This is a genomic window from Leucobacter celer subsp. astrifaciens (assembly GCF_001273835.1).
Lineage (GTDB): Bacteria > Actinomycetota > Actinomycetes > Actinomycetales > Microbacteriaceae > Leucobacter > Leucobacter celer.
The window spans coordinates 112,853-138,412 of the sequence record NZ_JHEI01000141.1 but is presented as its reverse complement, the minus strand read 5'-3'; the positions used below and the strand labels follow the sequence as shown (position 1 = coordinate 138,412).

Here is a 25,560-nt window from a genome sequence, read left to right as displayed (position 1 = left end):
GAAAAGGTGTCCGGCGGTGTCCTACTCTCCCACGAGGTCCCCCTCGCAGTACCATTGGCGCTGTCAGTCTTAGCTTCCGGGTTCGGAATGTGTCCGGGCGTTTCCCTGACGCTATGGCCGCCGTAACTCTATCAACATGTGTGCACACCCGGTCCCCTGTTGATGCTCGTGTTGGGGGCCACCACGTGTGTGGTGGGGGTGTGGACCGTCTGTTGGGAACCACAAAGTGGACGCGATACATCGTTACGTTTAACGCTTATGTACAAGCACTCGTAAGTGTTGTGTTGAAGTCAAGTCGTCGGCTTATTAGTACCAGTCAGCTCCACACCTTGCGGTGCTTCCACATCTGGCCTATCAACCCAGTCATCTACTGGGAGCCTCACACACTCAAAGGTGTAGGGAGATCTCATCTCGAGGCCGGCTTCCCGCTTAGATGCTTTCAGCGGTTATCCATCCCGAACGTAGCCAACCAGCCATGCCCTTGGCAGAACAACTGGCACACCAGAGGTCCGTCCAACCCGGTCCTCTCGTACTAGGGTCAGATCCTCTCAAATCTCCAACGCGCGCAGAGGATAGGGACCGAACTGTCTCACGACGTTCTAAACCCAGCTCGCGTACCGCTTTAATGGGCGAACAGCCCAACCCTTGGGACCAACTCCAGCCCCAGGATGCGACGAGCCGACATCGAGGTGCCAAACCATGCCGTCGATATGGACTCTTGGGCAAGATCAGCCTGTTATCCCCGAGGTACCTTTTATCCGTTGAGCGACAGCGCTTCCACAAGCCACTGCCGGATCACTAGTCCCGACTTTCGTCCCTGCTCGACCTGTCAGTCTCACAGTCAAGCTCCCTTGTGCACTTACACTCGCCACCTGATTGCCAACCAGGTTGAGGGAACCTTTGGGCGCCTCCGTTACTTTTTGGGAGGCAACCGCCCCAGTTAAACTACCCACCAGGCACTGTCCCAGAACCCGATCAGGGTCCGTAGTTAGATATCCAATATGACCAGAGTGGTATTTCAACAATGACTCCACCATAACTAGCGTCACAGCTTCACAGTCTCCCACCTATCCTACACAAGCCACACCGAACACCAATACCAAGCTGTAGTAAAGGTCACGGGGTCTTTCCGTCCTTCTGCGCGTAACGAGCATCTTTACTCGTACTGCAATTTCGCCGAGTTCACGGTGGAGACAGCTGGGAAGTCGTTACGCCATTCGTGCAGGTCGGAACTTACCCGACAAGGAATTTCGCTACCTTAGGATGGTTATAGTTACCACCGCCGTTTACTGGGGCTTAAATTCAAAGCTTCGACCCAAAGGTCTAACCTCTCCTCTTAACCTTCCAGCACCGGGCAGGCGTCAGTCCGTATACGTCCACTTGCGTGTTGGCACGGACCTGTGTTTTTAGTAAACAGTCGCTTCCCACTGGTCTCTGCGGCCACCACACCCTTTCCCAAGCAAGTTGGTATAAGTGGATGGCCCCCCTTCTCCCGAAGTTACGGGGGCATTTTGCCGAGTTCCTTCACCATGATTATCTCGATCTCCTGAGTATTCTCTACCTGACCACCTGAGTCGGTTTGGGGTACGGGCAACAATAGACCTCACGTCGATGCTTTTCTTGGCAGCATAGGATCACCAGCTTCCCCATACGGGTCCGCATCGTATCTCACCCTTCACGCCACGATCTCTTAAAAAGTGACAGGCTACATACTTACACCGGGACAACCATCGCCCGGCACTGGCTACCTTCCTGCGTCACACCTCACGCTCACCACCCCAGTTCGGGTTCACAGCCGCCACCCGGCTTCACCCGAAGGATCCACCAAGTCTTGGTTTGTTTAGCACTACTGGTTAGGTCTTTGACGGTCTACCGTCGGTACGGGAATATCAACCCGTTGTCCATCGACTACGCCTGTCGGCCTCGCCTTAGGTCCCGACTTACCCAGGGCAGATTAGCTTGACCCTGGAACCCTTGGTCTTCCGGAGGACGGGTTTCTCACCCGTCTTTCGCTACTCATGCCTGCATTCTCACTCGTGTGGCATCCACGGCTGGTTCACACCGCCGCTTCGCTCGCCACACGACGCTCTCCTACCCATCCATACGGCTGGACCACGAAGGCCTACCTGTTATATGAATGCCGCAACTTCGGTGGTGTGCTTGAGCCCCGTTACATTGTCGGCGCGGAATCACTTGACCAGTGAGCTATTACGCACTCTTTCAAGGGTGGCTGCTTCTAAGCCAACCTCCTGGTTGTCACAGCAACTCCACATCCTTTTCCACTTAGCACACGCTTAGGGACCTTAGTTGGCGATCTGGGTTGTTTCCCTCTCGACTATGAAGCTTATCCCCCACAGTCTCACTGCTGCGCTCTCACTTACCGGCATTCGGAGTTTAGCTGACGTCAGTAACCTTGTAGGGCCCATCGGCCATCCAGTAGCTCTACCTCCGGCAAGAAACACGCAACGCTGCACCTAAATGCATTTCGGAGAGAACCAGCTATCACGAAGTTTGATTGGCCTTTCACCCCTATCCACAGCTCATCCCCTCAGTTTTCAACCTAAGTGGGTTCGGCCCTCCACGACGTCTTACCGTCGCTTCAGCCTGGCCATGGATAGATCACTTCGCTTCGGGTCTAGGACATGCGACTGAATCGCCCTATTCAGACTCGCTTTCGCTACGGCTACCCCACACGGGTTAACCTCGCCACATATCGCTAACTCGCAGGCTCATTCTTCAAAAGGCACGCCGTCACCAGTACAAGCTGGCTCCGACGGATTGTAAGCAAACGGTTTCAGGTACTCTTTCACTCCCCTCCCGGGGTACTTTTCACCTTTCCCTCACGGTACTAGTCCGCTATCGGTCATCTGGGAGTATTTAGGCTTATCAGGTGGTCCTGACAGATTCACACGGGATTTCTCGGGCCCCGTGCTACTTGGGATACACACCACGCAGTGCCACCATTTCGGATACGGGACTCTCACCCACTCCGGTCCGCCGTTCCAAGCGGTTCTCCTATAGCTACACATTCACGTTCGAGGCTCAGCAGCGCCTCACGGTATGTCCCGCAACCCCGACTATGCAACCCCTGCCAGGTATCACACATAATCGGTTTAGCCTCATCCGGGTTCGCTCGCCACTACTACCGGAATCACATGTTGTTTTCTCTTCCTGTGGGTACTGAGATGTTTCACTTCCCCACGTTCCCTCTACCCGCCCTATATATTCAGGCGGGAGTCACCAGGTACGCACGCGCCCTGGCGGGGTTTCCCCATTCGGAAATCCTCGAATCACAGCCCGTTTATCGGCTCCCCGAGGCTTATCGCAGATTACTACGTCCTTCTTCGGCTCCAGATGCCAAGGCATCCACCGTTTGCTCTTTGAAACTTGAAATCACATAAGCAATCATCTAGAAACACACACCCACCAACTCATCCCCGAAAGGAATCATCAGCCGGTGTGTGACCAATGAAATTAAAGTAAATCAGCCAACATAACCGCCATCCACCCCGAAAGGCTTCAAACAAAATCACGCTGGCTAAGATGCTCGCGTCCACTGTGTAGTTCTCAACGTACGGTCGATCCCAAAACCATGAGCAACACGTCCCATGACCCTGGATCGGAATCCCAGTCCACCCACCCCCAAAGGGCAAGCCGGCTGGTCTCCCAGGACCCAATAGTATGCACCCGACGCAACACCCTGAACCGAGCATGCCCGTTCCAACCACCCCCAAAGGAGCGGCGTACTAAAACCCACACGATCAAAATGCTGCATATTGTCTTATGTTCCACCCATGAGCGACTCGCAACGAGCGTTTGTCGTTGATCGAGTCATTCTGCGTGACCGTATGGTCACGAGTGCTCCTTAGAAAGGAGGTGATCCAGCCGCACCTTCCGGTACGGCTACCTTGTTACGACTTAGTCCTAATCACCAGTCCCACCTTCGACAGCTCCCTCCCACAAGGGGTTAGGCCACCGGCTTCGGGTGTTACCGACTTTCATGACTTGACGGGCGGTGTGTACAAGGCCCGGGAACGTATTCACCGCAGCGTTGCTGATCTGCGATTACTAGCGACTCCGACTTCATGGGGTCGAGTTGCAGACCCCAATCCGAACTGAGACCGACTTTTTGGGATTCGCTCCACCTCGCGGTATCGCAGCCCTTTGTATCGGCCATTGTAGCATGCGTGAAGCCCAAGACATAAGGGGCATGATGATTTGACGTCATCCCCACCTTCCTCCGTGTTGACCACGGCAGTATCCCATGAGTTCCCACCATAACGTGCTGGCAACATAGGACGAGGGTTGCGCTCGTTGCCGGACTTAACCGAACATCTCACGACACGAGCTGACGACAACCATGCACCACCTGTATAGAAGTGTCCAAAGAGTCCTGCATCTCTGCAGTGTTCTTCTATATGTCAAGCCTTGGTAAGGTTCTTCGCGTTGCATCGAATTAATCCGCATGCTCCGCCGCTTGTGCGGGCCCCCGTCAATTCCTTTGAGTTTTAGCCTTGCGGCCGTACTCCCCAGGCGGGGAACTTAATGCGTTAGCTACGACACAGAACCCGTGGAACAGGCCCTACATCTAGTTCCCAACGTTTACGGCATGGACTACCAGGGTATCTAATCCTGTTCGCTCCCCATGCTTTCGCTCCTCAGCGTCAGTTACGGCCCAGAGATCTGCCTTCGCCATCGGTGTTCCTCCTGATATCTGCGCATTCCACCGCTACACCAGGAATTCCAATCTCCCCTACCGCACTCTAGCTTGCCCGTACCCACTGCAGGCCCGAGGTTGAGCCTCGGGTTTTCACAGCAGACGCGACAAGCCGCCTACGAGCTCTTTACGCCCAATAATTCCGGACAACGCTTGCACCCTACGTATTACCGCGGCTGCTGGCACGTAGTTAGCCGGTGCTTTTTCTCCAGGTACCGTCACTTTCGCTTCTTCCCTGACAAAAGAGGTTTACAACCCGAAGGCCGTCATCCCTCACGCGGCGTTGCTGCATCAGGCTTGCGCCCATTGTGCAATATTCCCCACTGCTGCCTCCCGTAGGAGTCTGGGCCGTGTCTCAGTCCCAGTGTGGCCGGTCACCCTCTCAGGCCGGCTACCCGTCGTCGCCATGGTGAGCCATTACCTCACCATCAAGCTGATAGGCCGCGAGTCCATCTACCACCGATAAATCTTTCCACCTGCACACCATGCGGTGACAGGACATATCCAGTATTAGACGCCGTTTCCAGCGCTTATCCCAGAGTGATAGGCAGGTTACTCACGTGTTACTCACCCGTTCGCCACTCATCCACCCGGTGCAAGCACCAAGCTTCAGCGTTCGACTTGCATGTGTTAAGCACGCCGCCAGCGTTCGTCCTGAGCCAGGATCAAACTCTCCGTAAAAAACGATGCATACACGACAGCCGGAAAAAGACCACCATGCAGCGAGTTCAACCTGACAACAAAAACCAAACAGACAACCACCCCAAAAAAGGAGCAATCGCACTGACGATTCTTCTGTTATCCAAAAAAGGAATCTCCAACACCAACCACCAAACAGTGATCAATGCCGGGGATAAATAATTGGCATATGACAATCAAGTGCACACTATTGAGTTCTCAAAGACCAGACACCACCCGTCACCCCCAACCAACCGGCCGAGAAGCTCCGAACAGCACCTGTCTAGCTTAGCACATCTCGTGCTCGCTGCGCATTCAAAAGAACCGGACCGCATCTGCTGTCCGGCTCCGTCGCGCTGACAAGGGAATACATTACGCGGATCGGGGGTGCCCCGCAACACAGGCTGGGATCCCGGGCGTGTCTCCGCATGATTCCGCCATTTCACCGTTTCGACACTGTCCGGCCACCCGCCCGTCAGCAGCGCCAGAACACCCCGAAAACGCCCTTTCGGCTTCGAAACCACGGGATCCCGGGCGCGCCGCGCCCGATCCCGGGTCGCACTGCGGTCACCCCGTGCCGCGCGCCTCCCCCGCGGTTCGCGGCCCGCCCCGTCACGCCACGCACGCCGGCCTCCTCTCCCGGAAACAGCTGCGCCGCTCCGGTCCCTCCCTCGCGGCAGGATCCGAAGCGGCGCAGCTCTCAGAGCAGGTGAGCGCAGCGCGGGAGACGATCAGCCTCCGACGCGCAGCGCCGATGTCTCCTCGGCGCCGTCGAGCAGGTGCCCCACGGGCTCCGCGTCCCGCGGGTCGCGCAGGCCGAGCGCCCCGTTGCGGCCGATCAGCATCATCAGCCCCAGGTAGAGCAGGAAGCTCACCGCGAAGGCGGGGATGTTGGCGCCGATCGGGCTCGGGGCGATGTAGGCGAGCACGTACGACAGCACGGCGCCGAAGACCCAGACGAACACGGCGACCCAGTTGAAGCCGCCCGCGTACCAGTAGCGGCTCTCCGAGCGCTCGTGCAGGATCTGCCGGGAGTACCCGCGGCGCTTCAGCAGGTAGTAGTCGGCGATCATGATCGCGAACACCGGCACGAAGAAGGCGCTGATGACGAACAGGAAGTCGGTGAACTGGTTCAGCAGCCCCAGGAAGGTGGATCCGATCACCGAGATCACGCCGAGCACGAGTGCGGTCGGCACGAACTTCAGATGCCACTTGGACTGGGCATTGACCACCGAGGTGACCATGCCGAACACGACCATGGTGTTGGTCGCCATCACCGAGAGGAAGATGGCGATGCCCAGCGGCCAGCCGAACTCGGACACGATGACCGAGGGGTCGAACGGGGTCGCCTCGTTGCCGCGCAGCAGCACCGTGCTGAACGCCACGAGCCCGAGCATCATCGAGATCGTCGTCGACAGGGTGTAGCCGATGCCCGAGCCGACGATGCCGGCGGTGCTGCTCTTCGCGTGCCGATTCATGTCGGCCGAGAGCACGGTCCACGAGATCGCGGTCGCGATGACCATGTCGAGGGTGATGAACGGGGTGCCGCCCAGCGAGGTGTCGACGGGGATCGCCGCGAACTCGCCGGGGCTGAAGGCGCCGAAGGCCGCCGCGAAGACGAAGCCCATGACCACGAGGATCACCAGCGCGAGCCAGGGCTCGACCCGGGAGATGCCGGTGTGGCCGAAGATCGCGAGCACCACCACGATGGCCTGGCAGATCGCGGAGAAGAGCATGGGGTTCGAGAAGCCGGTGGCCTGGGCGACGAGGTAGTTGATCGTCACACCCGCGAGCATCGCCTGCACCCAGCTCCATCCCATGAGGATGATGAGGTTGGCGGCCGCGGGGATCAGGCTGCCCCGGATCCCGAACGCACCGCGCGTGAGCGCCATCGTGGGAAGCCCGGTGCGCGTCCCCATGTTGCCGATGAGCACGAGCACGATCACACCGATGAGCGTGCCGAGCACGATCATCAGCGCCGCCGTGCCGAAGGAGACGGCAGGAGTGAAGAGGGTGCCCGTGAGCAGCGTCGTCACCACGAGATTCGCGGCCAGCCAGATCATGCCGATGCGCAGCAGCGACTGTGTTCCCCTGACCGGGCCGGCGGAGTCGTCGTGGCCGTCGAGGTTGACGGCCATCGTCTGGGGGCTGGTCATGATGCGTTCTCCTGTTCGGCGGGCGCGGCCGGATGAGGTTCGGTCGAGGCCGGCTCGATCGCGTCGGGCACCGTGGAGAGATGCTCGTGGATCGCGACGAGACGACCGGAATCGGTGGTGCGGAAGACGATGCTCTCGCGCTCGACGTAGGAGTCGGGACCGTCCTCCGAGTCGATGCTCGTGGCGACGGTGTGACTGAACACGGCGCCGCCGGGGAATACCTGCACCAGGCGATCGCTCGATTCGCAGGCGGTGACCCGCCAGCCGGATGCGAGCCATCCGGCCCAGAGCGCCTCGTAGTCGGCGCGGGAGTTCAGGCGGGCCGCCTCGGGGTGGAAGACGAAGGTGGCGTCCTCGGAGAAGCCCGCGAAGTAGGCTTCCGTGTCCGTCGCCGAGAAGGCGTCGATGATGGCGTCGGCCGCGGCGAGAACCGCGCCCTCGTTCGGGGTGTGCATAGGAACACTTCCTTGGATTCGTGGTGCGGGTTCTCGCGGGTGGGGCCTCGGCTGCCGGCCCCTCCGCCAGTCGAGCGGCCGGCGGAGTCGGAACCCGGCGGTTTCGGCTCCGCCGGGTTCCGACTCGCTCCGCCGCTCGACCAGCGGCAGGTTTCCCTCCGCCGGGTTTCGACTCGCTCCGCTCGCTCAACCGGCGAAGACCGCTCGACCGGCGGAGGGAAACGGACTCAGTCGCGCGCGGCCATGGCGGTGATCAGCTCGTACACGACGTGGCTCGCGGCCACCGCGGTGATCTGCGCGTGGTCGTAGGCCGGAGCGACCTCGACCACATCGGCGCCGACGATGTTGAGATCGGCGAGACCGCGCAGGATCCGGAGCAGCTCGCGGCTCGTGAGCCCGCCCGCCTCCGGCGTACCCGTGCCGGGGGCGTGCGAGGGGTCGAGCACATCGATGTCGATCGAGATGTAGAGGGGCTTGTCGCCGACGCGGGCGCGGATGCGATCGAGCGCGGCCGGCACGCCGTGCTCCTCCACGAACTCGGTCGTGACGATCTGGAAGCCGAGCATGGCGTCGTCCTCGAGATCCTGCTTGCCGTAGAGCGGGCCGCGGATGCCGCCGTGCATCGACGCGGTCATGTCGATGAGTCCCTCTTCGGATGCGCGGCGGAACGGGGTGCCGTGCGTGGTGGGGGCGCCGAAGTAGGTGTCCCACGTATCGAGGTGCGCATCGAAGTGCAGCACCGCGACGGGGCCGTGCTTCTTGTTGATGGCGCGCAGCAGCGGCAGCGCGATGGTGTGGTCGCCGCCGATCGTGACGATCTTGTCGACCTTCTCGCCCAGCTCGGTCGCCGCGTCCTCCACGGCCTTCACCGCTTCATCGAGGCTGAAGGGGTTCGCCGAGATGTCTCCGGCGTCGACGACCTGCTTCAGCGCGAACGGCGACGCGTCCTGCGCGGGGTTGTAGGGGCGCAGCAGGCGCGAGGCCTCGCGCACGTGCGCGGGGCCGAAACGCGCACCGGGGCGGAAGCTCACGCCGCTGTCGAACGGGACGCCGACCACCGCGATATCGGCTGCCGGAACGTCCTCGATCCGGGGCAGCTTGGCGAACGTCGCGATCCCCGCGTAGCGAGGCGTGAGGCTCGCATCGACCGGGCCCTGCGGAGTGTGGGAAGTCACGATCCCATCCTTTCAAAGTTGCCTTATAGTAAACAAGTGAGTTCCGTGAGTGAACTTCCACACACTATAAGCTGGATCCCGCGTCGCGGTCAACGCCGCCGATGCGGCGATCTGCGAGTATCGCGCTCCGCGCGAGGAAGGGCGGCGAACGTGAGGCCCGTTCACCCGACCGCCGGCGACGAGCCGGTGCGGATCGGAGCGCAGCTGCGCTCCTCTCGACTCGCCCAGGGCCTCACCCTCGAACAGCTCGCCCGGGCGACCGGCCTCACGAAGGGCTTCCTCAGCCGCATCGAGCGCGACGAGACCATGCCCAGCGTGCCCACGCTCGTGCAGATCTGCCAGGCGCTCTCACTCGCGATCGGCAGCCTCTTCGCCGAGCCGGACATCCAGCGCATCGCGCTCTCCGATGCGCCCCGCATCAACATGGGCGGCACCGGGGCCGACGAGCGTCTCGTCACGCCCCGCACCGAGGATCGCGTGCAGGTGCTGCGATCCTCGCTCGCTCCCGACGCGAGCGGCGGCAGCGCGCTCTACACGGTCAACTGCAGCGTCGAGTCCCTGCACGTCGTCTCGGGCGAGATCGAGGTGCTGTTCTCCGACCGGCAGATGACCCTCGGCGAGGGCGACACCGTCACCTTCCCCGGCCGCACACCGCACACCTGGCGCACCGGAGCAGCGGGCGCCGAGGCCGTGTGGGTGCTCGTACCCGCCGCCTGGAGCGGGTCGAACTGACGCCCCCGGCGTCACCGACGCCACCGATACCGAGGACGGCGGGGACGGCGGATTCAGCGAAGTTCCCGCATCACCGCCTACGCTGCCGGTATGGCTCCACGCCCGGCTCTCCTGACCGCAGCGGCGGTGTGCCTCGCGCTCGCCGCCTGCGCCTCGCCGCCGCCGCGAGCGGAACCGCCGCCCCTGCCCGAACCCGGAGCGGGAGCGATCCGCATGGCCGCGATCGGCGACTCGATCACCGACGGCGACAGCAGGGATCTCGCCGGAGGAGTGCCGGGCCCGCAGTCATGGGTGAGCTACGCGATCGCACCGGGGATCGAGTTCGTCGGCGGCTGGGCGGAGTGGGGAGCGACGACCGAGCGGATGGCCGCCGGGGTGCGGCAGCCGCTCGACGCCGACGTGCTCGTGATCCTCGCGGGCACGAACGACACCGGCTGGACTCCCCACGAGCAGGTCGGCGAGCACCTCGCCCGGATCGCGGAATCCGCCGCCGTCGACACGGTCGTGCTGTCGTCGATTCCGCCGAACGACTACGCCCTCGGAACGACGTCCGAGTTGAACGCGTACCTCGAGCGCTTCGCCGCGGAGGAGGAGTGGGTCTGGGTCGACGCGGCCGCCGGACTGCGGAGCGGCGAACGCTACGCCGAGGGCATGAGCTACGACGGCGTGCACCCGACCGAGGAGGGCGCGCGCGTGATCGGCGAGGCCATCGGTGCGGCGGTCCTCAGTACGATCCCTCGCTGAGCGGACGCCTGCCGCTCACGGTCGGTTCCGCCGCACGCCGCAGCGCAACCGGCCGTGAGCGCAGCGCTCACTCCCCGAACACGATGACGCTGCGCGTGCGCTCCCCGCGACGCGTCGCATCGAACGCCTCGTTCACCTCATCGAGCGGCACCCGAGCGCTGATCAAGCCGTCGAGCGGCAGCGCCCCTGAGAGGTAGGCCTGCGCGATCCGAGGGAAGTCGCGTGCCGGCACGAGCCCGCCGTAGTTGGAGCCGATGATCGTCTTGCCCTCGTAGGCGAGCAGCAGACCGTCGATCTCGAGCTTCTGCCCCTCGGGGGGCAACCCCACGAACACCGCCCGCCCGCCAGGACGGATGAGCGACGGGAGCTGCTCCATGGTCTGCGCGCGCCCGATCGCCTCGAACGCCGCGTCGGCGCCGCCGCTGGTCAGCGCGGCGACCCGCTCGGCGAGATCCGCCCCCCCGAGGATCGCGTGCGTCGCCCCGGCGAGCCGCGCCTCCTCCAGTCTCGCCTCGGAGACGTCGACCGCGATGATCGGCGTGGCTCCCGCCAGGCGCAGCGCGGCGATGATCGAGAGGCCCACGCCCCCTGCGCCGACCACGACGGCGGACTCCCCCGCGACGATCCGCGCGTTGTTGACCACCGCGCCGTATCCGGTGCCGACCGAGCACCCGATCAGGCTGGCCACCGCGAAGGGCACCTCCGGATCGATGCGGATCGCGGCGAAATCGGGTACGACGACGGCCTCGCTCATGGCTCCGACCGCGAGGTACGGGTAGGCCGGGGCGCCCCCGGCATCGCTCCACCGCGTCGTGCCGTCGGGCAGCAGGGAGTCGTTGGATCGGGCGTGCAGGCACGCCCACGGCTTGCCGCCCGTGCACTCGCCGCAGCGCTGACAGGCCTGGTGCCAGGCGATGATCACGTGGTCGCCGATCCCGAGGCCCCGCACGCCGGGGCCGACGGCGTCCACCACGCCGGCGGCCTCGTGCCCCATCACCGCCGGCAGGGCCACCTGCCACTCCCCCTCGAGCACGTGCCGGTCCGAGCCGCAGACACCCGCGGCCCGCACCCGCACCCGCACCTCCCCGTGCGAGGGCGCGGCGAGCTGCAGCGTCTCGACGCCCAGCCGGTTCCCGTCGTCGCCGCGGAACACCGCCGCGCGCACCTCGATGGACTCCGACATGCTCAGCTCCTCCCGGCGGCCGCGAAGGTATCGGGCTCTCCGTACGCGCCGCGGCCGCGGCGCACGTACAGCAGGTGGTTCAGCACGAGATAGCAGACGATCGCGATCGCGACGGTCGGCACCGAGGCGGTGCCGTACTGGAAGAACGGCTGCGTTTCGAGTGTGATCGGGTTGTAGACCCAGAGGTAGAACGCCGACGCCGACGCAACCGACACGAGCGCCGCGAGGTTGACTCCCCCGGTGAAGCGCAGCGGATCCTGCGCCCCGGAGGCGTAGAGCGCGCGCAGCGGCAGGCGCTGGCGCCGCACGATGAAGTAGTCGGCGATGATCACACCGCAGATCGCGGCGATGAAGGCGCCGGAGACCACGACGAAGGTCATGAACCGCTCGTACATGAACGCCGGGAAGAAGCTCAGCACGGCGGGCAGCACGAGGAACGCGGCGCACAGCACAGGCCAGCGCAGTCGCGCGAGCGCACCGCCGCTCGACTGCTTGAGGGCGAGCACCGTCGAGTAGGCGATCGACGCCATGCTGGTCACGTTCGCGAAGCCGACGAAGAGCAGGGTGAGCACGCCGAGGATCGGGCCGCCGAGCGGCACCATCCAGGCGGTCGGATCCGCCTCCCCGATCATGAGCGCGGCCGCCATGCCGACGACCTGCGCCGCCACTGTGCCCAGGAAGATTCCGCCGTAGGCCGGCCACAGCGCCGCCTTGGGCCTGCGGGTGAGTCGCGACAGGGTGCCCATCACCGGCCACCAGGAGAGTCCGGCTCCGAGGTTGAACTCGACCGCCATCATGAAGTTGAGCTGCTCGTTCTCGAACGGCGCCATCGCCGGCGCGTCCAGCAGGTCGGACCAGGAGTGCTGCGACATGAGCAGCACCATCATCAGCACGACGATCACGATGAGGCCCGGCGCGACGAAGCGGTTGAGCCTGCTGATCGTCACGGGCCCGCGCGAGAGCACGACCCAGCCCGCGACGATGGCGGCGAGCGCGAAGACGGTCACGAGCGGCCCGAAGGAGTCGAGGCCCGTGCCGAAGGCCTGGTTGGAGATCTCGGTGAAGGCGCGCCCGAACATCACTCCCAGCAGCGACGTCCACCCCATCTCCACGAGCAGCACGACCGTGAAGACGATGATGCCGACGCCGACGACGCCGAAGACGGACTTCAGCGCCCGGTATTGCTCCACCCCGAGCCGCTGGCTCAGCACGACGCTGCCGAGGGCCATGATGGCGAGGCCGATGCTGTTGCCGATGAGCATCGCGGCGATGCCCTCGACGAAGCCGACGAGCAGCACCGTGGCCCCGCCCGTGAGGAAGGCCCAGGTGGCGATCGCCAGGCTGATCGTGACCCAGCTGAAATCGCCCGCGCCCCAGACGCGCTCCTGCTTCAGGAGCGGCAGCGAGCCGTAGGTGGCCTCCGCGGCGACGGCCTGCTCGACGCGGAGCGCCTGCGTCTCGGTGAGTTCCCGTTCCGCCCCGCTCACAGCAGTGTGCCGATCCAGGCGACGACGGAGATCCCCACGACCACCGTGAGGAACACCGCCAGGCTGCGGCCGCTCAGCGCGGCGTGCACCTGGTCCGAGGCCTCGCTGCTCTCGATCTCGGTCAGGCGTCGCTCGAGTTCCTCCTCGAGCCGGGTCTGAGTAGTCATATGCGGACAAACCTCCTCGTGCATCCGTCCCGCTCACGCGGAATCAGGAGTCAGCCTAGGTCGCCGAGCGCCGAGACGCAAAGCAAATACTCACCCTAAAAGGGATGTTCATGCGCATATGAACATCGATCGCTCGGAACACGATCAATATCCACTGTTTACGCGGAGCACAGTGCATAATTGTCACAAGAATCTCGAGGAGTTCTGGAGGAACCGACAGTGGATCAGCACGACGATTCCGCGGAGATCAGGCCGCGAATCCTGGATGCGCTCCGGAGCAACGGGCGCGAGAGCTACTCGCGCATCGCGTCCCGCCTCGGGATCACCCGCCGACAGGTCACTCACGTGGTGCAGCGCGCGATCGAGCAGGGCGAGCTGCGCCTGACCGTCTCGATCAGCCCCGAACTGCTCGGGCTCGAGCGCTTCGCCTATCTGCAGCTGCAGACCGACGGCTCCATCCATCCGATCCGGGAAGCGCTGACCGCGATGCCGGAGACCACCTTCGTGGCGGACATCAGCGGGGCGTACGCGATCGACGCCGAGATCCGCGTCGGACCGGATCCGCACCTGCGCGAGACGGTCGACACGATCCGGGGGCTTCCCGGCGTGCGCGAGGTGCGCACGCACCTCTACGAGAGCATCGAGATCAACCTCTACTCTCCGCTGCGCACCGGCCGCACGGGCTTCGAGATCGACGACGCCGACCGCAGCATCGTGCAACGGCTGCAGCAGGATGGCAGAGCGTCCTTCAGGGAGCTCGGCGACGCGGCGGGCATCTCACCGAGCGGCGCGCGGCTGCGCCTCGAACGCTTGACGCGCCACGGCGCGGTGAAAGTGGTGGGCATCCCGGTACGCGGCACTCGATCGGAGATCCCATCGCTGGGGATCGGGATCCACGCGCGCGGGCGCCTCGAGGACGCGATCGCGCACGTGCGGGCGCTCGGCCCCGAGTTTCTCGCCGTCACCGTCGGAGATTACGACCTCATCGCCACCCTGTCGGCCGACAACCCCGAAGAGCTGCTCGATCTCGTCGACCGGCTGCGCCGCGACGAGGAGATCTCGTCGATCGAGACCTGGGCCAACCTGCGCATCGCGAAGGAGCAGTACGGCGAAGGAGACCGGATCGGCGCCGGCGCACGGCGGACCGGATCGGCGGACCGGATCGGCGGACACGCGAACGGGCGGCCCCGCCGCGATGCGCAGCGGGACCGCCCGTGATCGTGCGGCTCACTCCTCCGTGAGGGAGATCACGCCGTAGTTCCACCCCTTGCGGCGGTAGACGACGCTGGGACGACCGGTTTCAGCCTCGATGAAGAGGAAGAAGTCGTGCCCCACCAGCTCCATCTGGTCCACCGCGTCCTCGACCGCGAGGCGCTCGGCGGGGAACTCCTTGCTGCGGATGACGACGGGCGTGTACTGCTCCTCACCCGACTCCTGGCTGGCGACGGGGATGCTCCCCGTCGCCACGGACTCCAGCACCTCGAGCGGAGCGGGGGTCACGTCGACCATGTCGAAGTCGTGCGACGCCGCATCGGCGAGCGAGGTGCGTCCGCGGCCGCGGCGATCCTTCTTCCGGTCCTTGACTCGGCGGATGCGCTCGAGCACTCGCCCGTAGGCGATGTCGAAGGCCGAGTACTTGTCTCCGCCGGCGGACTCGGCACGGATCACCGGACCCGGTCCGATGAGCGTGATCTCGACCAGATCCCCGTGCTTCGGGCTGCGATCGCTCTGCCTGGAGACCTTGACCTCGAACGCCTGAGCCCGGGGCAGCAGGCCCTCCACCTTCTCCGTCTTCGATTCGACATAGCTCTCGAAGCGGTCGGTGATCCCGACGTTCATGCCGCGGATGTTCACGTCCATGGTGACCTCCCAGGTGCTTCAGGCGGGTGGACCAGTGTGGCGCACCGTTACGCCTTTCCGGAACTCTACTCCACCGAGCGATCCCGTTTCCACCCGAGCGCCCGCAATCCGCTCGTCGCGCGTGTCACGACGCTCGGCGGCGCACAGCGCGACGACCGCCACGACTCGCGCCCCGGCGTTCTCGAGCGCGCTTCTGGCCGCCAGCACGGTCGCTCCCGTGGTGATCACGTCGTCCACGAGGATCACCTCTCGCCCCCGCAGCACGGCTCCGGCGGAACGGCGCACGGCGATCCGGGCGGCGTTGCGCGCCCGCTCCGCGGGCCCGAGCCCGACCTGGCCGCTCCGCCCGCGCGTGGCCCGCAGCGCGTGCACCCGCAGAGCGGCGATGCGATGCGCACGACCGCGCGCTCCGCCTCCCGGGCGACGCTCTCCGCGCATCGCGACGTCCAGCAGCAGGTCGAGATGCCGGTACCCCCGCTGCCGCACCCGTGATCGCCGCGAGGGAGCCGTGACGATCACGGGCGGCCCCGGACCGGCGCAGAGCTCCAGCGCTGCGAGGAGCGGTCGCCGCAGCTCGGGCCCGAGCTCACGGGCGAACCCGGTGCGGCCCTCGTGCTTGAGCGCCACGAGCAGCGCCCGCAGCGGACCGTCGTAGCCTCCGCGCACCGCGCAGGGCACTCCGAGCGACGGGTGCAGCAGCGGCGCGGCGCGCTGCAGTTCGACGAGGCACGGCAGACAGCAGTCCCGGTCCGGCTCACCGCAGCAGACGCAGGCGGTGGGCCACACGAGCGCGAGCAGATCGAGTCGAAGCTCTCGGAGCAGGAGTGCGAGTTTCATGCCGCCATCATCGCGCCGACCGGCATGCGCCCGGAGCCGGATCCGCCGATCCGTGGAGAACTCGCTCGGACGCGCCCGTGAGCGGCCCTGTGGACGAAGCAGTGGCCTCTTCACCCGGGGCGGGAGAAGTCCGCGTTACCCCCGCTTCGCCAGCAGCGAGATATCGTTCTCCGAGCGCTGCCAGCCGCTCCCCTGCGGGGCGAAGAGATCCTCGCCCTCGCCGAGCACCCGCAGCTGCGTGCGCCCGCCGCCGCCGCTCACCTGCCAGCCGCCCGGCACCGAGCCCTGTTCGCTCGAGAACTGTCCCACCCCGCCGATCGTCACCTTGCTGGCGGCTCCCAGCCCGGTCAGCGTCGCGAACCGCAGCTGGCCCACCCAGTCGAGGTCGACCGGGTCGCCGGTGACCCACAGCTGCACATCGGCCTCCTCCGTCGTGGAGAGGGGCGCCCCGGTCTCGTCGCGCAGCACTCCGGCGACGAGCACCTGGCTGCCGTCGTCGCTCGGCACGAGCGCAGCGACACGCGCACCATCGGGCGACACGCGCACCGCCACAGGATCACGATCCGCGAGCCACGGGGCCGGGATCGAGGTCGAGGAGCCATCGGGGCCCGTGACGCGCAGCGTCCCCGCGTCCGACGCCCGCACCGTCCAGACGTAGCCCAGGAAGTCGAACGCGGGTGCGAGCAGATCCTGCCGGTCGTCGATCAGCAGCGCTCCCGCGTCGCCGACGAGCACGACGCCCTCCTCGTTCAGCAGCGCGACGGCCTGCTCACCCGGCGCGAGCGTGACCGCCTCGGGGTCGTACTCGACGACGGTCTGAGCGAACCCCGTCATCGCGCGGAACTCGCCCGACACGATGGTGCCGAGTTCATCGCCGAGCAGCACCACGGGGTCGGAGAACTGGTTGACCTGCCGCGGAGCACCGGCCTCGCCGTCGGGCGTCTCGCGCAGCGGGGTGCCGTCGACGAGCAGCTCGAAACCGGTCACTCCTCGAACCGATTGCAGAGTCGCCTTGACCTGCTCGCGCACCTCCGCCATGGCGGTCGGGCCGGCCTCGAGCATCGCCCCCGTCAGATCGATACGCGCCACGCCGTCGGCCACCTGCACCGAGTTCGTCACCAGCGCGGTGCCCGCGGGAAAGCCGCTGTGCACGACCTCGCGTATGCGTTCACCGGGCCCCTCAAGCAGCGCGCCGACGATCTCGGTGACGAGTGCCGATCGCGCCAGGTACCACCGGGCCTCGGGCACCAGCACGTTGCCCGGCCCCACGAAGTAGAGCTGCTGCTGCGACCAGAGCGTGCTGAACATACTGCTCTCGAGAATGATCCCCGCGGGCGCCGACGAGATGCGCCAGTCGTCGCCCACCCGCTCGAACTCGAAGCGCATCTCGGTGCTCGGCCCCGGCTGCACCGGCAGCATGACGCCCTGGGTGTCGACCTTCGCGACTGCGGCGAGCGAGAGCACTCCCGCCTCGTCGCCGTCGGCGCGGTAGGGGCGGCTGCCGTCGGCGATGAGCACTCCGTAGTAGGGATCCCACTGCGCGGCGTAGTCCGCGGTGAGGAACTCGCGCGCCACCGCGTAGTCGTCGCGGGGCGAGCTGGCCGCGATCACGAAGCCCTGCACCAGATCCTCCTGGCTGGCCCCCGCCGCCGGCCCCACCGGGTTGTACTGCACGACCTGCTCGGCCTGGCTGAGGTCCTTGAGCCCCACTTCGACGGGACCGCTGCTCGGAATCGCGGTGCAGCCCGCGAGCAGCAGCGCGACCGCGAGCGCCGAGAACCGGGTGCCGGTCCGCAGCAGAGCCGCACGCGCCCCGCGCCCCCGGTCTCCGGCGCCGATCGGCACCGCTCGTCCGTTCGACGGCTTCGGCATCATCCTCGCCCCTCCTTCCGGATGCGGCGCCACGGCCTCCGCAGCCAACCGCCGGTCGCCTGCGGATCCCCGGCCTCCGCCACATCGTCCGGCACGAGCGGCAGCGGCGACATGAAGTCGGTCACGCTGTCTCCGCGCGGCAGCGTGAGCCTGAAGTTCGAGCCACCGCCCAGCCGGGACCACGCCTCGAGGATCCCGCCGTGCACCGCCGCGTCCTCCTGCGCGATGGCGAGACCGAGGCCGGTGCCGCCGAGGGTGCGCTTGCGCGAGGGATCCGCCCGCCAGAAGCGGTCGAAGACGTGCTCGACGTCGCCCGCGCTCATCCCGATCCCCCAGTCGCGCACCGCGATCGCCACCGCCGAGGTGTTGGAGTCGATGGAGACGACGATGGGTCGACCCTCGCCGTGCTCGATGGCGTTGCCCACCAGGTTCGACACGATGCGGCGGATGCGGCGGGCGTCCACATCGATGGGCGTGTATCCGCCGAGCGCCCGCACCTCGATGACGCCCTTCGAGAGCGGCTGCAGGCCGTCCACCACCTCGCGCGAGAGCGTCACGAGGTTGGTCGCGTCGGTGTCGAGCGTCACGCGTCCCGCGTCGTACCGCGAGATCTCGAGCAGATCCTCCAGCAGCGACTCGAAGCGCTCGACCTGGGCGCCCAGCACCTCGACGGCGCGCTGCTGCCCCGGTTCGAGGCCGCCCGCCGATCCCTGCAGCACCTCGCTCGCGAGCCGGATCGTGGTGAGCGGGGTGCGCAGTTCGTGCGAGACGTCCGACACGAAGCGCTGCTGCATCTCGGAGAGCTGATCGAGCTCCTGGATGCGGGCCTGCAGGGTGTCCGCCATGTCGTTGAACCCCTCGGAGAGCACGTCGAAGTGCTCGTCGTTCTGACGCGGCATGCGGGCGTCGTTCTCTCCCGCCGCCAGCCTGCGGCTCGTGTCGGCCGCGGCCCTGATGGGCCGGAAGACGATGCGCGACATGATCCACACGAGGATGCCGATGAACGCCATCATCGCGGCCGCCGCGATGAGCAGCGTCCGCTGCACGAAGCTCAGCGTGTCCTGCGTATCGGCCAGGTTGTAGCCGATGAAGAGCTCGTAGGTGCCGGCTCCGGCCGGGAAGGCGAGGGTCGATCCGACCACGATGCCCGGCGCGGGTGTGCCGTCGTCGGCGACGAAGGAGACCGCCTGCCAGTGCTGCGTGCCCGACGCGACGGCGTTCGAGAGCTCGGAGCTGACGGCTTCGGGAAGCATCGGGTTGGTGAGCGACGAGGGCGGGGCCTCGGGAAACGGGGACTGCCCGGGCTGGCGCCGCAGATACACCATCTGGCTCGCGGAGGTGTCCTGCACCGTGCGCCGCACGGATGCCGCCAGCGACGTCAGCGCACCGCGATCCGTCGCATCGGAGGCGTCGATCCAGCGCTGCGCCGCGAGCGTCGCGCGCGCCGAGTCCTGCAGCGCCTGGTCGCGCCGCGAGGAGTAGAGGTCGTCGCTGATGCTGGTCAGGATGAACACGCCCGCCACCAGCACCACGAAGCCGGTCACGAGGCCGGTGATGGTCATGGTGCGCACCATGAGCGAGCGCCTCCAGCGCGCGCGGAACGGGCCGAGCACCGGCTGGGTCAGTTTGATCCAGCGCACCCGGAGTCGGCGCAGCGCCGCGGTGGCACGAGAACGGCCGCGCATGCGCACCATTGCCTACTCGACGGGAACGCCGGCGCGATACCCCACACCGCGAACCGTCGTGACGATGGTCGGGTGGTCGGGATCCTGCTCGATCTTCGCGCGCAGGCGCTGCACGTGCACGTTCACGAGCCGCGTATCCGCCTTGTACTGGTAACCCCACACCTTCTCGAGCAGCACCTCGCGGGTGAAGACCTGCTGCGGCTTGCGAGCGAGGATCGCGAGCAGGTCGAACTCCAGCGGGGTCAGCGGAATGGGCTGGGATCCGCGCCGCACCTCGTGGGCCGAGACGTCGATCGTGAGATCTCCGATGCGCAGGGTCTCGGCGGCGTCCTGCTGCGGCTCGCGCAGTCGCGCCCGGATCCGCGCGATCAGCTCGGCCGGGTTGAAGGGCTTCACGACGTAGTCGTCGGCCCCCGCCTCGAGACCGCGCACCACGTCCCGCGTGTCGGTACGCGCGGTGAGCATGATGATCGGCACCCCGGATTCGGCCCGGATCAGCTCGCACACCTCGATGCCGTCGAGGCCGGGCAGCATCACGTCGAGCAGCACGAGGTCGGGGCGCATCTCGCGGAACTTCTCGATCGCCTCCGTACCGTCGGCCGAGCTCTCCGTGATGAAGCCCTCGCCCTGGAGCACCATGCCGAGCATCTCCGCCAGTGCCCTGTCGTCGTCAACCACCAAGATGCGCGCGCTCATGAATCCCATTATGGCCGCAAAGCTGTGAAGCCGCGCTCGCTCCGCTCGGAGCGCCGTCAGTAGTGATCGAAGCGGCCGGGCAGCAGTTCCCAAGGTTCGCGCCCGAGATACTCGCACACGGCCTGATACAAGCAGTGCTCGATGAAGTAGCGCCGATGCTCGTCGTCGTCCACGTGCAGTCCACGAGCGCGCTGGATCGGCATGCGGTACAGCATGATGGCGCGCGCCTCGCGGTCCACCGAGTACAGCAGCGGGAAACGGCTCGCCTGCTGACCGGTCGGAGCGGTCTGGAAGCCGAAGCGCACCCCCTGCAGGTCGTCGGGGAAGTACGACTGCAGCAGTTCGACGGCCCCGCGGGCGTCGGCTTCGAAGCGCGTGAACCGGCTGCGCGGGTCGGGCAGGCTCGGCCCCGTGAGCGAGGACCGGACCGGGCGCCGCCCGTGCCGGCGCTGCACGCGCACGGAGCGACGGGATCTGCGCTCACGACCGAACATGCGCATCAGTCTAGTGGCGCCTGCGGGTTCCGACTCGCCGCAGGCTTCTCGCCCACCCGGCGGCAGAGCCGCAGTCGCCGATTGAGCGAGCGCAGCGAGTCGAAATCGACGACGGAACGGGTTCCGACTCGTCACACGCTCCTCACCCACCCGGCGACGCCGGGCCTACCGCGTGTAGACGGTGAGCTCGCCGTCGCGCGGATCCGGAGCGAGCACCGGGTACCCCGCGATCGCTCCCTCGCCCAGGTAGCGCACCCCGGCGTGCAGGGGAACCGAACTCGTGATCACGGCCTCCCCCGGCGCGCGCACCACGGCCGCCGCACCGGCCGGGATCGTCGCTGTGCTCGGGCGGCCCGCGCCGTCGGCCCGCGCGATCTCCACCTCGGCGTCGTCGGTTCCCGGGTTCACCAGCACGAGCCGTCCGCCGGCGACCAGCGGCACGGCCACGGACTCTTCCGCGGCGATCTCGGGTGCGGGCACGAACCACTCGTAGTCGTGCTGTTCGTTCTCCGTCGACGAGCCGAGCGCGGCCGCGAGCACCGGCACATCGGCCTCGACGATCAGCGCGTTCGCCCCGTCGGGCCAGTGGGCCACCCGTGCCTCGCCGACCGCGTCGGCGGTGAGTTCGATCTCGCCGAGGTCGGTGCTCCTGCCGTTCCGATCCACGGCCCGCAGCAGCGCCGTGCCGCTCTCGCCCCCGGGTGCGAAGGCGCGCACCACCACCGGGAACTCGTCGCCCTCGCCGGCATCGCTGGGGCCGTGCTCGTGGTCGCTCTCGTTCGCGATGCCCGGCAGTACGAGACGCAGCTCGGGCCCGCTCTGACGGGTCACCGAGGACGCGGCGAAGGGCGAGATGCCGTCCACCTGTCCCACACCGAGACTCGCAGTCACCGGGGCTCCGGTGCTGACGACCCGCACGGCGATGCGCTCGCGATCCGGCGCATAGCCGTTCAGCGAGACGATCTGCTGGGCCCCCGGTGCCACGAGCACGCCGGCGGACTGCACGGCCTCGACCGCTCCGTTCTCGTCGAAGACCGTGATCTGCACGGTCGCGGGCACGGAACCGGGGTTGCCGAGGCTGAGCGTTGTGGAGATGCCGGTCGACGTCGCGCCGCCCAGCAGCCACTGCTCGTTCAGGGGATCGGCGCACGCGCTCGCGACGACGCCCTGCAGATTCTCGGTGTCGACGGCCTGGATCTGCGCAGCGGCGAGCGGGTCGGCGAGGGGTGCGGAGAACACCGCGGGAAGCCCCGATCCGCCCTCGGAGCGCTTCAGCTCCACGCTGTCCGCAACCGCTCCCGCGGCGGTCACCGTCGGAGTGCCGCTCGGGATCGCGACCCCCGGGCGGCTCGTGTCGGCGCCGAGCTCGGCGAACGAGCCCGCGCACACGAGGCTGCGCGAGGCGTTCTGCGTGGTGTCGACCGTGATGGCGAGCGGGGTGCGGGCCACCTCGGGAAGGCTGATGGTGCCGAGCAGCGCCACGACCGCGGCGCAGGCGGCCACCACCACCAGTCCCGTCGCGGCGCGCGCGCCGCCTCGCAGTATCCGGGAACGATCGCTCATCACTTCGCCTCCCCCGGCTCAGGTCGTTCGCTCTTCGGCTCCGTCGATCCTTCACGCTTCGGCTCCGTCGACCGCCGGCGCTTCGGCCCCTTCGACCGCTGTCGTTTCTCCGGCCGCCAGGCCACCTCGCCGGTCGGCAGGGCGAGCAGCAGCGTCCCGAGCAGCACGACGAGCTGGATCGTCCAGATCGTGTGTCCGCTCAGCGAGGTGCCCCCGAGCCTGGTGGCGGCGTCGCCCTGCGCTTCGCTCTCGGTCTCCGGATCCACCACCCGCCACAGCAGTCCCTGCTCCGTGAGCCCGGCGCTCGCCAGCGCCGAGTGCTGATCGAAGACCCGCTGCAGCTCGGCGTGCTCCTGGTCGCTGCTGCCCTGCTGCAGCAGCACGAAGCCGATGCTGTCCGCCCGCAGCTCGGAGCGCATGTCGTCGCCGCCGACGCTGGCGAGTCCACCCACCAGCTCGGCGAGCCGCCGGTCCTCGGACGTCTCATCCGGGGCGGCCAGCGCCGTGCGGATGCTGTCGAGTCGCACGCCCGCTCCGGTGATCAGCTCGGCCCGCACGCTGTGCGAGGCCTCGGGGGTGATCACGAGGGTGCGCACCCCGGGGTCGGTCTCGCCGGCCGCCTGCACGAGCGCGGGCATCTGCGCACTGCTCGGGCGGAACGGCACCTGGTTGAGCAGCAGCTGCGAGCCCACCGGCACCACCGCGAGGAGGGCGCCGACCAGCGCGATGCCCACGACGGGAGCCGCCGCACGGCGCAGCGTATCGGCGCCGACGGCGGCGAGGCTGAGCACGGCGATCCAGTACACGGCGAGGCCCGACCCCGTCCACAGGGCGATGCTCTCGTCGCCCTGCACCGTGAGGTGCAGCTGCCCCGCGGCGATCGCGGTCGCCATGCCGAGCCCGCCGAACAGCGCGTTGAACAGCGTCACCGCGACACGGCCGGTGAAGAGCCCCAGCAGAGCGAGCAGGGCGATGGGCAGCATGAGCACGCCGATCAGCAGCGTCGCCGGGGGGCCGCCGAGGCCGATGCCCTCGAGTATGCCGGCCCACCCCTCCAGCCCGAACTCGGGGAAGCCCAGCAGCAGGTGCCAGGTGTTGCCCGATGCGAAGGGGACGACCACCCCGGGATCGAGGAGCAGATCGAGCGGGCGGCCGTCGACGAGGCCGGTGACGATCTTGGGCGCGAAGAGCACGAGCGGCACGAGCGCGGTCGTGAGCACGCGCGCGGCGCCGCGCACCGTGGTGAAGAGGCCCGCGACCAGCAGCACGAGCGCGGCGGGGATGAGGATCGGGGCGGCCGCGAGTGCGACTGCCGCGAGCAGCGACGCGGTGCCGGCCCAGCTCCACGACTCCCGGCAGCGCGTGGCGGCGAGCAGCAGCCACGGCAGCACGACGGTCAGCACGAGGGTGGGCAGGTGCCCGCTCTGGAGCGAGCCGAGCAGCACGGGGCTCAGGGCGAAGCCGATCCCGAGCAGCGCGCGACCGGCTCGCGACTCCGTGAGCTGGGCCGCCCAGATCCAACCGCCGAGCGCCGAGAGCGGGATCGCCGCGACCATGAGCAGCACGACCGCGTGCGAGGGGTTCCAGAAGGTGAGGGTGCCCAGCAGAGCGAGCACCCACGTGAACGGATCGGCCGGAACTCCGTCGAGCGTGCGGGTGTTCCACCACAGCTGGTCGATGGGGCTGAGCGGGGCCAGACCGCCGCCGAAGAGGTTCGTCTGCGGCATCGCCCACCAGGTCAGCGCGACCGCCGCCACCAGGGCTGCGACGAGCACGGCGAGGCCGCCAGAGGAGATGAAGTGCAGCTCGCGGCGCTGCCGCCCCGTCGAGGCGAGGATGGCCTCGCGATCGATCATGCGCGCCGTGCGCACGCTCTTGGGATCGATGCGCAACTGGCGGATCGCCGCCCAGCCGAGGGCGGACTGCTTGCGGATCCTGCGCCGCGACGCGATGATGGCGTGCGGCCGGAAGAAGACCGCGAAGGCCGAGACGAACTCGCCCAGCATGTACCCGGGCTGTTCGCGGATCAGCGCCCACAGCACGCGCAGCACCGCGTAGACGGGCAGGCCGAGCCACTCGAAGAACGCGACGAACGCGGGCGCGTAGGCGATGCGCCGATGCAGGTGGGACGTGCGGGCCTGCCGGTGGGCCGCACGCATCACCGAACGACGGCGGTCGATGCGCGGACCCGCGACGCCGCTCTGAGCGAACCGCACGCGGGAGGCCGGCGACACCTCCACCCGGTACCCCGCGAGACGGGCGCGCACGCAGAAGTCGAGGCCGTCGTCGTACACGGGCAGGGCGGGATCGAAACCGCCCAGGCGTTCCCAGACGTCCCGTCGCACGAGCATGCCCACCGGGCCGACGCCCAGCACATCCTGCAGGTGGTCGTACTGCTGCTGATCGAGCTCCTGCCTCCGCAGAGTCCAGCGCGAGCCGTACCGGGTCAGGCTCTGCCCCAGTTCGATGATGTGCTCGGGACGATCCCAGTCGACCAGTTTGGGGCCGGCCACGACCACGGAGGGCGCGCGCTGCACGCTGCTGATGATGTGCTCGAGCGCCTCGGGCTCGGGGCAGGAGTCCTCGCTGAGCAGCCAGAGCCACTCCTCGGCCTCCTCGTCGGCGGTCGCACCGCCGACCCCGCCCGGTTTCGACGGCCCGGTTCCGGGCTCGTCGGCCGCGTCACCCGTGCCCGCCCCGGGGGCGGAGCCGGCCAGCGCCGCGGCGGCCTGCACACCGCTCGCCACCGCCTGACCGTACGAGAGCCGCGACGGCATGCCCACGACGCGCTCCGCGCCGCTGACCATCAGCTGCTCTCCGAGCTTCTCGGAGCCGCCGTTGTTGACCGCGATGATGGCCGCCGGTGCGACGGTCTGCGCGGCGATTCCCGCGATGGTCTGGTCGAGCCACTCGCCGCCCCGCTGGGCGACCAGGATGGCGGTTACTCTCGTGCGCATATGGCGCTCAGTCTAGGTGCGTCGGCTGTACGAGGCCCGGCGCCATGCCCGGCAAGGTGCAAAAGCGAAGCAGCGCTTCGCGCACCGACGGCGCTGAGATCG

Annotated in this window: 17 protein-coding genes and 3 rRNA genes; 3 read left to right on the top strand and 17 right to left on the bottom strand. The window is 67.1% G+C overall.

What is annotated here, in order from left to right:
• Positions 1 to 8: 8 nt before the first annotated feature.
• The 6 genes from rrf to speB form a co-directional block, all read right to left on the bottom strand.
• A 5S ribosomal RNA gene (gene rrf, locus AMS65_RS14075) occupies positions 9 to 125 on the bottom strand.
• Positions 126 to 286: 161 nt separating this feature from the next.
• Positions 287 to 3,393: ribosomal RNA gene (locus AMS65_RS14070) — 23S ribosomal RNA — on the bottom strand.
• Between the two features lie 476 nt (positions 3,394 to 3,869).
• Positions 3,870 to 5,398, bottom strand: a 16S ribosomal RNA gene (locus AMS65_RS14065).
• Together the 16S, 23S and 5S rRNA genes form the textbook arrangement of a ribosomal RNA operon.
• Before the next feature lie 728 nt (positions 5,399 to 6,126).
• The gene (locus AMS65_RS14060) at positions 6,127 to 7,551 is read right to left on the bottom strand and encodes a purine-cytosine permease family protein (RefSeq protein ID WP_053384802.1); all 1,425 of its coding nucleotides are present in this window, start codon (positions 7,549 to 7,551) and stop codon (positions 6,127 to 6,129) included.
• Positions 7,548 to 8,006, bottom strand: coding sequence for a YybH family protein (locus tag AMS65_RS14055; protein WP_053384801.1), 459 nt, complete (start codon positions 8,004 to 8,006; stop codon positions 7,548 to 7,550). The genes AMS65_RS14060 and AMS65_RS14055 overlap by 4 nt, the downstream gene beginning before the upstream one ends.
• 227 nt (positions 8,007 to 8,233) lie before the next feature.
• Complete coding sequence (gene speB / locus AMS65_RS14050) at positions 8,234 to 9,181, bottom strand: agmatinase (RefSeq protein ID WP_053384800.1); 948 nt, start codon at positions 9,179 to 9,181, stop codon at positions 8,234 to 8,236.
• 150 nt (positions 9,182 to 9,331) lie between these two features.
• Between speB and AMS65_RS14045 the strand changes: the two genes are divergently transcribed.
• Positions 9,332 to 9,913 carry a helix-turn-helix domain-containing protein gene (locus tag AMS65_RS14045; protein WP_053384799.1) on the top strand — a complete coding sequence of 194 codons (582 nt, stop codon included), beginning with the start codon at positions 9,332 to 9,334 and terminating at the stop codon, positions 9,911 to 9,913.
• Positions 9,914 to 10,003: 90 nt separating this feature from the next.
• Positions 10,004 to 10,657 (top strand): SGNH/GDSL hydrolase family protein, encoded by a 654-nt coding sequence (locus AMS65_RS14040; protein ID WP_053384798.1) that lies wholly within the window; start codon positions 10,004 to 10,006, stop codon positions 10,655 to 10,657.
• 67 nt (positions 10,658 to 10,724) lie between these two features.
• Here AMS65_RS14040 and AMS65_RS14035 read toward each other — a convergent pair whose 3' ends face one another.
• From AMS65_RS14035 to AMS65_RS19480, 3 genes are read right to left on the bottom strand one after another with little or no spacing between them, the layout of a single operon-like run.
• Positions 10,725 to 11,840 carry a zinc-binding dehydrogenase gene (locus tag AMS65_RS14035; RefSeq protein ID WP_053384797.1) on the bottom strand — a complete coding sequence of 372 codons (1,116 nt, stop codon included), beginning with the start codon at positions 11,838 to 11,840 and terminating at the stop codon, positions 10,725 to 10,727.
• A gap of 2 nt (positions 11,841 to 11,842) precedes the next feature.
• On the bottom strand, positions 11,843 to 13,327 hold the full coding sequence (locus AMS65_RS14030) for a purine-cytosine permease family protein (protein WP_053384796.1): 1,485 nt from the start codon (positions 13,325 to 13,327) through the stop codon (positions 11,843 to 11,845).
• The gene (locus AMS65_RS19480; protein ID WP_157502289.1) at positions 13,324 to 13,494 is read right to left on the bottom strand and encodes a hypothetical protein; all 171 of its coding nucleotides are present in this window, start codon (positions 13,492 to 13,494) and stop codon (positions 13,324 to 13,326) included. The genes AMS65_RS14030 and AMS65_RS19480 overlap by 4 nt, the downstream gene beginning before the upstream one ends.
• A 219-nt stretch (positions 13,495 to 13,713) precedes the next feature.
• On the opposite strand from AMS65_RS19480, the gene AMS65_RS14025 reads away from it, so the two are divergent.
• A complete protein-coding gene (locus tag AMS65_RS14025) occupies positions 13,714 to 14,712 on the top strand; it encodes an Lrp/AsnC family transcriptional regulator (protein WP_053384795.1) in 999 nt (332 codons plus the stop codon).
• A gap of 9 nt (positions 14,713 to 14,721) precedes the next feature.
• Here AMS65_RS14025 and hpf read toward each other — a convergent pair whose 3' ends face one another.
• The 8 genes from hpf to AMS65_RS13985 all read right to left on the bottom strand — a co-directional run bounded on the left by hpf (position 14,722) and on the right by AMS65_RS13985 (position 25,458).
• Positions 14,722 to 15,354: a ribosome hibernation-promoting factor, HPF/YfiA family gene (gene hpf / locus AMS65_RS14020; RefSeq protein ID WP_053384794.1), complete on the bottom strand. Its 633-nt coding sequence runs from the start codon at positions 15,352 to 15,354 to the stop codon at positions 14,722 to 14,724.
• Between the two features lie 18 nt (positions 15,355 to 15,372).
• On the bottom strand, positions 15,373 to 16,191 hold the full coding sequence (locus tag AMS65_RS14015) for a ComF family protein (protein WP_053384793.1): 819 nt from the start codon (positions 16,189 to 16,191) through the stop codon (positions 15,373 to 15,375).
• Between the two features lie 135 nt (positions 16,192 to 16,326).
• On the bottom strand, positions 16,327 to 18,066 hold the full coding sequence (locus AMS65_RS14010) for a GerMN domain-containing protein (protein ID WP_241489461.1): 1,740 nt from the start codon (positions 18,064 to 18,066) through the stop codon (positions 16,327 to 16,329).
• A complete protein-coding gene (gene mtrB, locus AMS65_RS14005; protein ID WP_241489460.1) occupies positions 18,063 to 19,748 on the bottom strand; it encodes an MtrAB system histidine kinase MtrB in 1,686 nt (561 codons plus the stop codon). The genes AMS65_RS14010 and mtrB overlap by 4 nt, the downstream gene beginning before the upstream one ends.
• Before the next feature lie 12 nt (positions 19,749 to 19,760).
• Complete coding sequence (mtrA, locus tag AMS65_RS14000) at positions 19,761 to 20,444, bottom strand: MtrAB system response regulator MtrA (protein ID WP_053384818.1); 684 nt, start codon at positions 20,442 to 20,444, stop codon at positions 19,761 to 19,763.
• Positions 20,445 to 20,500: 56 nt separating this feature from the next.
• The gene (locus tag AMS65_RS13995) at positions 20,501 to 20,938 is read right to left on the bottom strand and encodes a metallopeptidase family protein (RefSeq protein WP_053384791.1); all 438 of its coding nucleotides are present in this window, start codon (positions 20,936 to 20,938) and stop codon (positions 20,501 to 20,503) included.
• Between the two features lie 165 nt (positions 20,939 to 21,103).
• Positions 21,104 to 22,501 carry a DUF5719 family protein gene (locus tag AMS65_RS13990; protein ID WP_053384790.1) on the bottom strand — a complete coding sequence of 466 codons (1,398 nt, stop codon included), beginning with the start codon at positions 22,499 to 22,501 and terminating at the stop codon, positions 21,104 to 21,106.
• Positions 22,501 to 25,458: a glycosyltransferase family 2 protein gene (locus AMS65_RS13985; protein WP_083451717.1), complete on the bottom strand. Its 2,958-nt coding sequence runs from the start codon at positions 25,456 to 25,458 to the stop codon at positions 22,501 to 22,503. Before AMS65_RS13985 ends, AMS65_RS13990 begins: the two co-directional genes overlap by 1 nt.
• Positions 25,459 to 25,560 lie beyond the last annotated feature (102 nt).

Excerpts from the sequence above, each read along its gene's own strand:
- AMS65_RS14060 (WP_053384802.1), bottom strand. The coding sequence starts at position 7,551 with ATGACCAGCCCCCAGACGATGGCCGTCAACCTCGACGGCCACGACGAC.
- AMS65_RS14055 (WP_053384801.1), bottom strand. The coding sequence starts at position 8,006 with ATGCACACCCCGAACGAGGGCGCGGTTCTCGCCGCGGCCGACGCCATC.
- AMS65_RS14040 (WP_053384798.1), top strand. The coding sequence starts at position 10,004 with ATGGCTCCACGCCCGGCTCTCCTGACCGCAGCGGCGGTGTGCCTCGCG.
- AMS65_RS14035 (WP_053384797.1), bottom strand. The coding sequence starts at position 11,840 with ATGTCGGAGTCCATCGAGGTGCGCGCGGCGGTGTTCCGCGGCGACGAC.
- AMS65_RS19480 (WP_157502289.1), bottom strand. The coding sequence starts at position 13,494 with ATGACTACTCAGACCCGGCTCGAGGAGGAACTCGAGCGACGCCTGACC.
- hpf (WP_053384794.1), bottom strand. The coding sequence starts at position 15,354 with ATGGACGTGAACATCCGCGGCATGAACGTCGGGATCACCGACCGCTTC.
- AMS65_RS14015 (WP_053384793.1), bottom strand. The coding sequence starts at position 16,191 with ATGAAACTCGCACTCCTGCTCCGAGAGCTTCGACTCGATCTGCTCGCG.
- AMS65_RS14010 (WP_241489461.1), bottom strand. The coding sequence starts at position 18,066 with ATGATGCCGAAGCCGTCGAACGGACGAGCGGTGCCGATCGGCGCCGGA.
- mtrB (WP_241489460.1), bottom strand. The coding sequence starts at position 19,748 with ATGCGCGGCCGTTCTCGTGCCACCGCGGCGCTGCGCCGACTCCGGGTG.
- mtrA (WP_053384818.1), bottom strand. The coding sequence starts at position 20,444 with ATGAGCGCGCGCATCTTGGTGGTTGACGACGACAGGGCACTGGCGGAG.
- AMS65_RS13995 (WP_053384791.1), bottom strand. The coding sequence starts at position 20,938 with ATGTTCGGTCGTGAGCGCAGATCCCGTCGCTCCGTGCGCGTGCAGCGC.
- AMS65_RS13990 (WP_053384790.1), bottom strand. The coding sequence starts at position 22,501 with ATGAGCGATCGTTCCCGGATACTGCGAGGCGGCGCGCGCGCCGCGACG.
- AMS65_RS13985 (WP_083451717.1), bottom strand. The coding sequence starts at position 25,458 with ATGCGCACGAGAGTAACCGCCATCCTGGTCGCCCAGCGGGGCGGCGAG.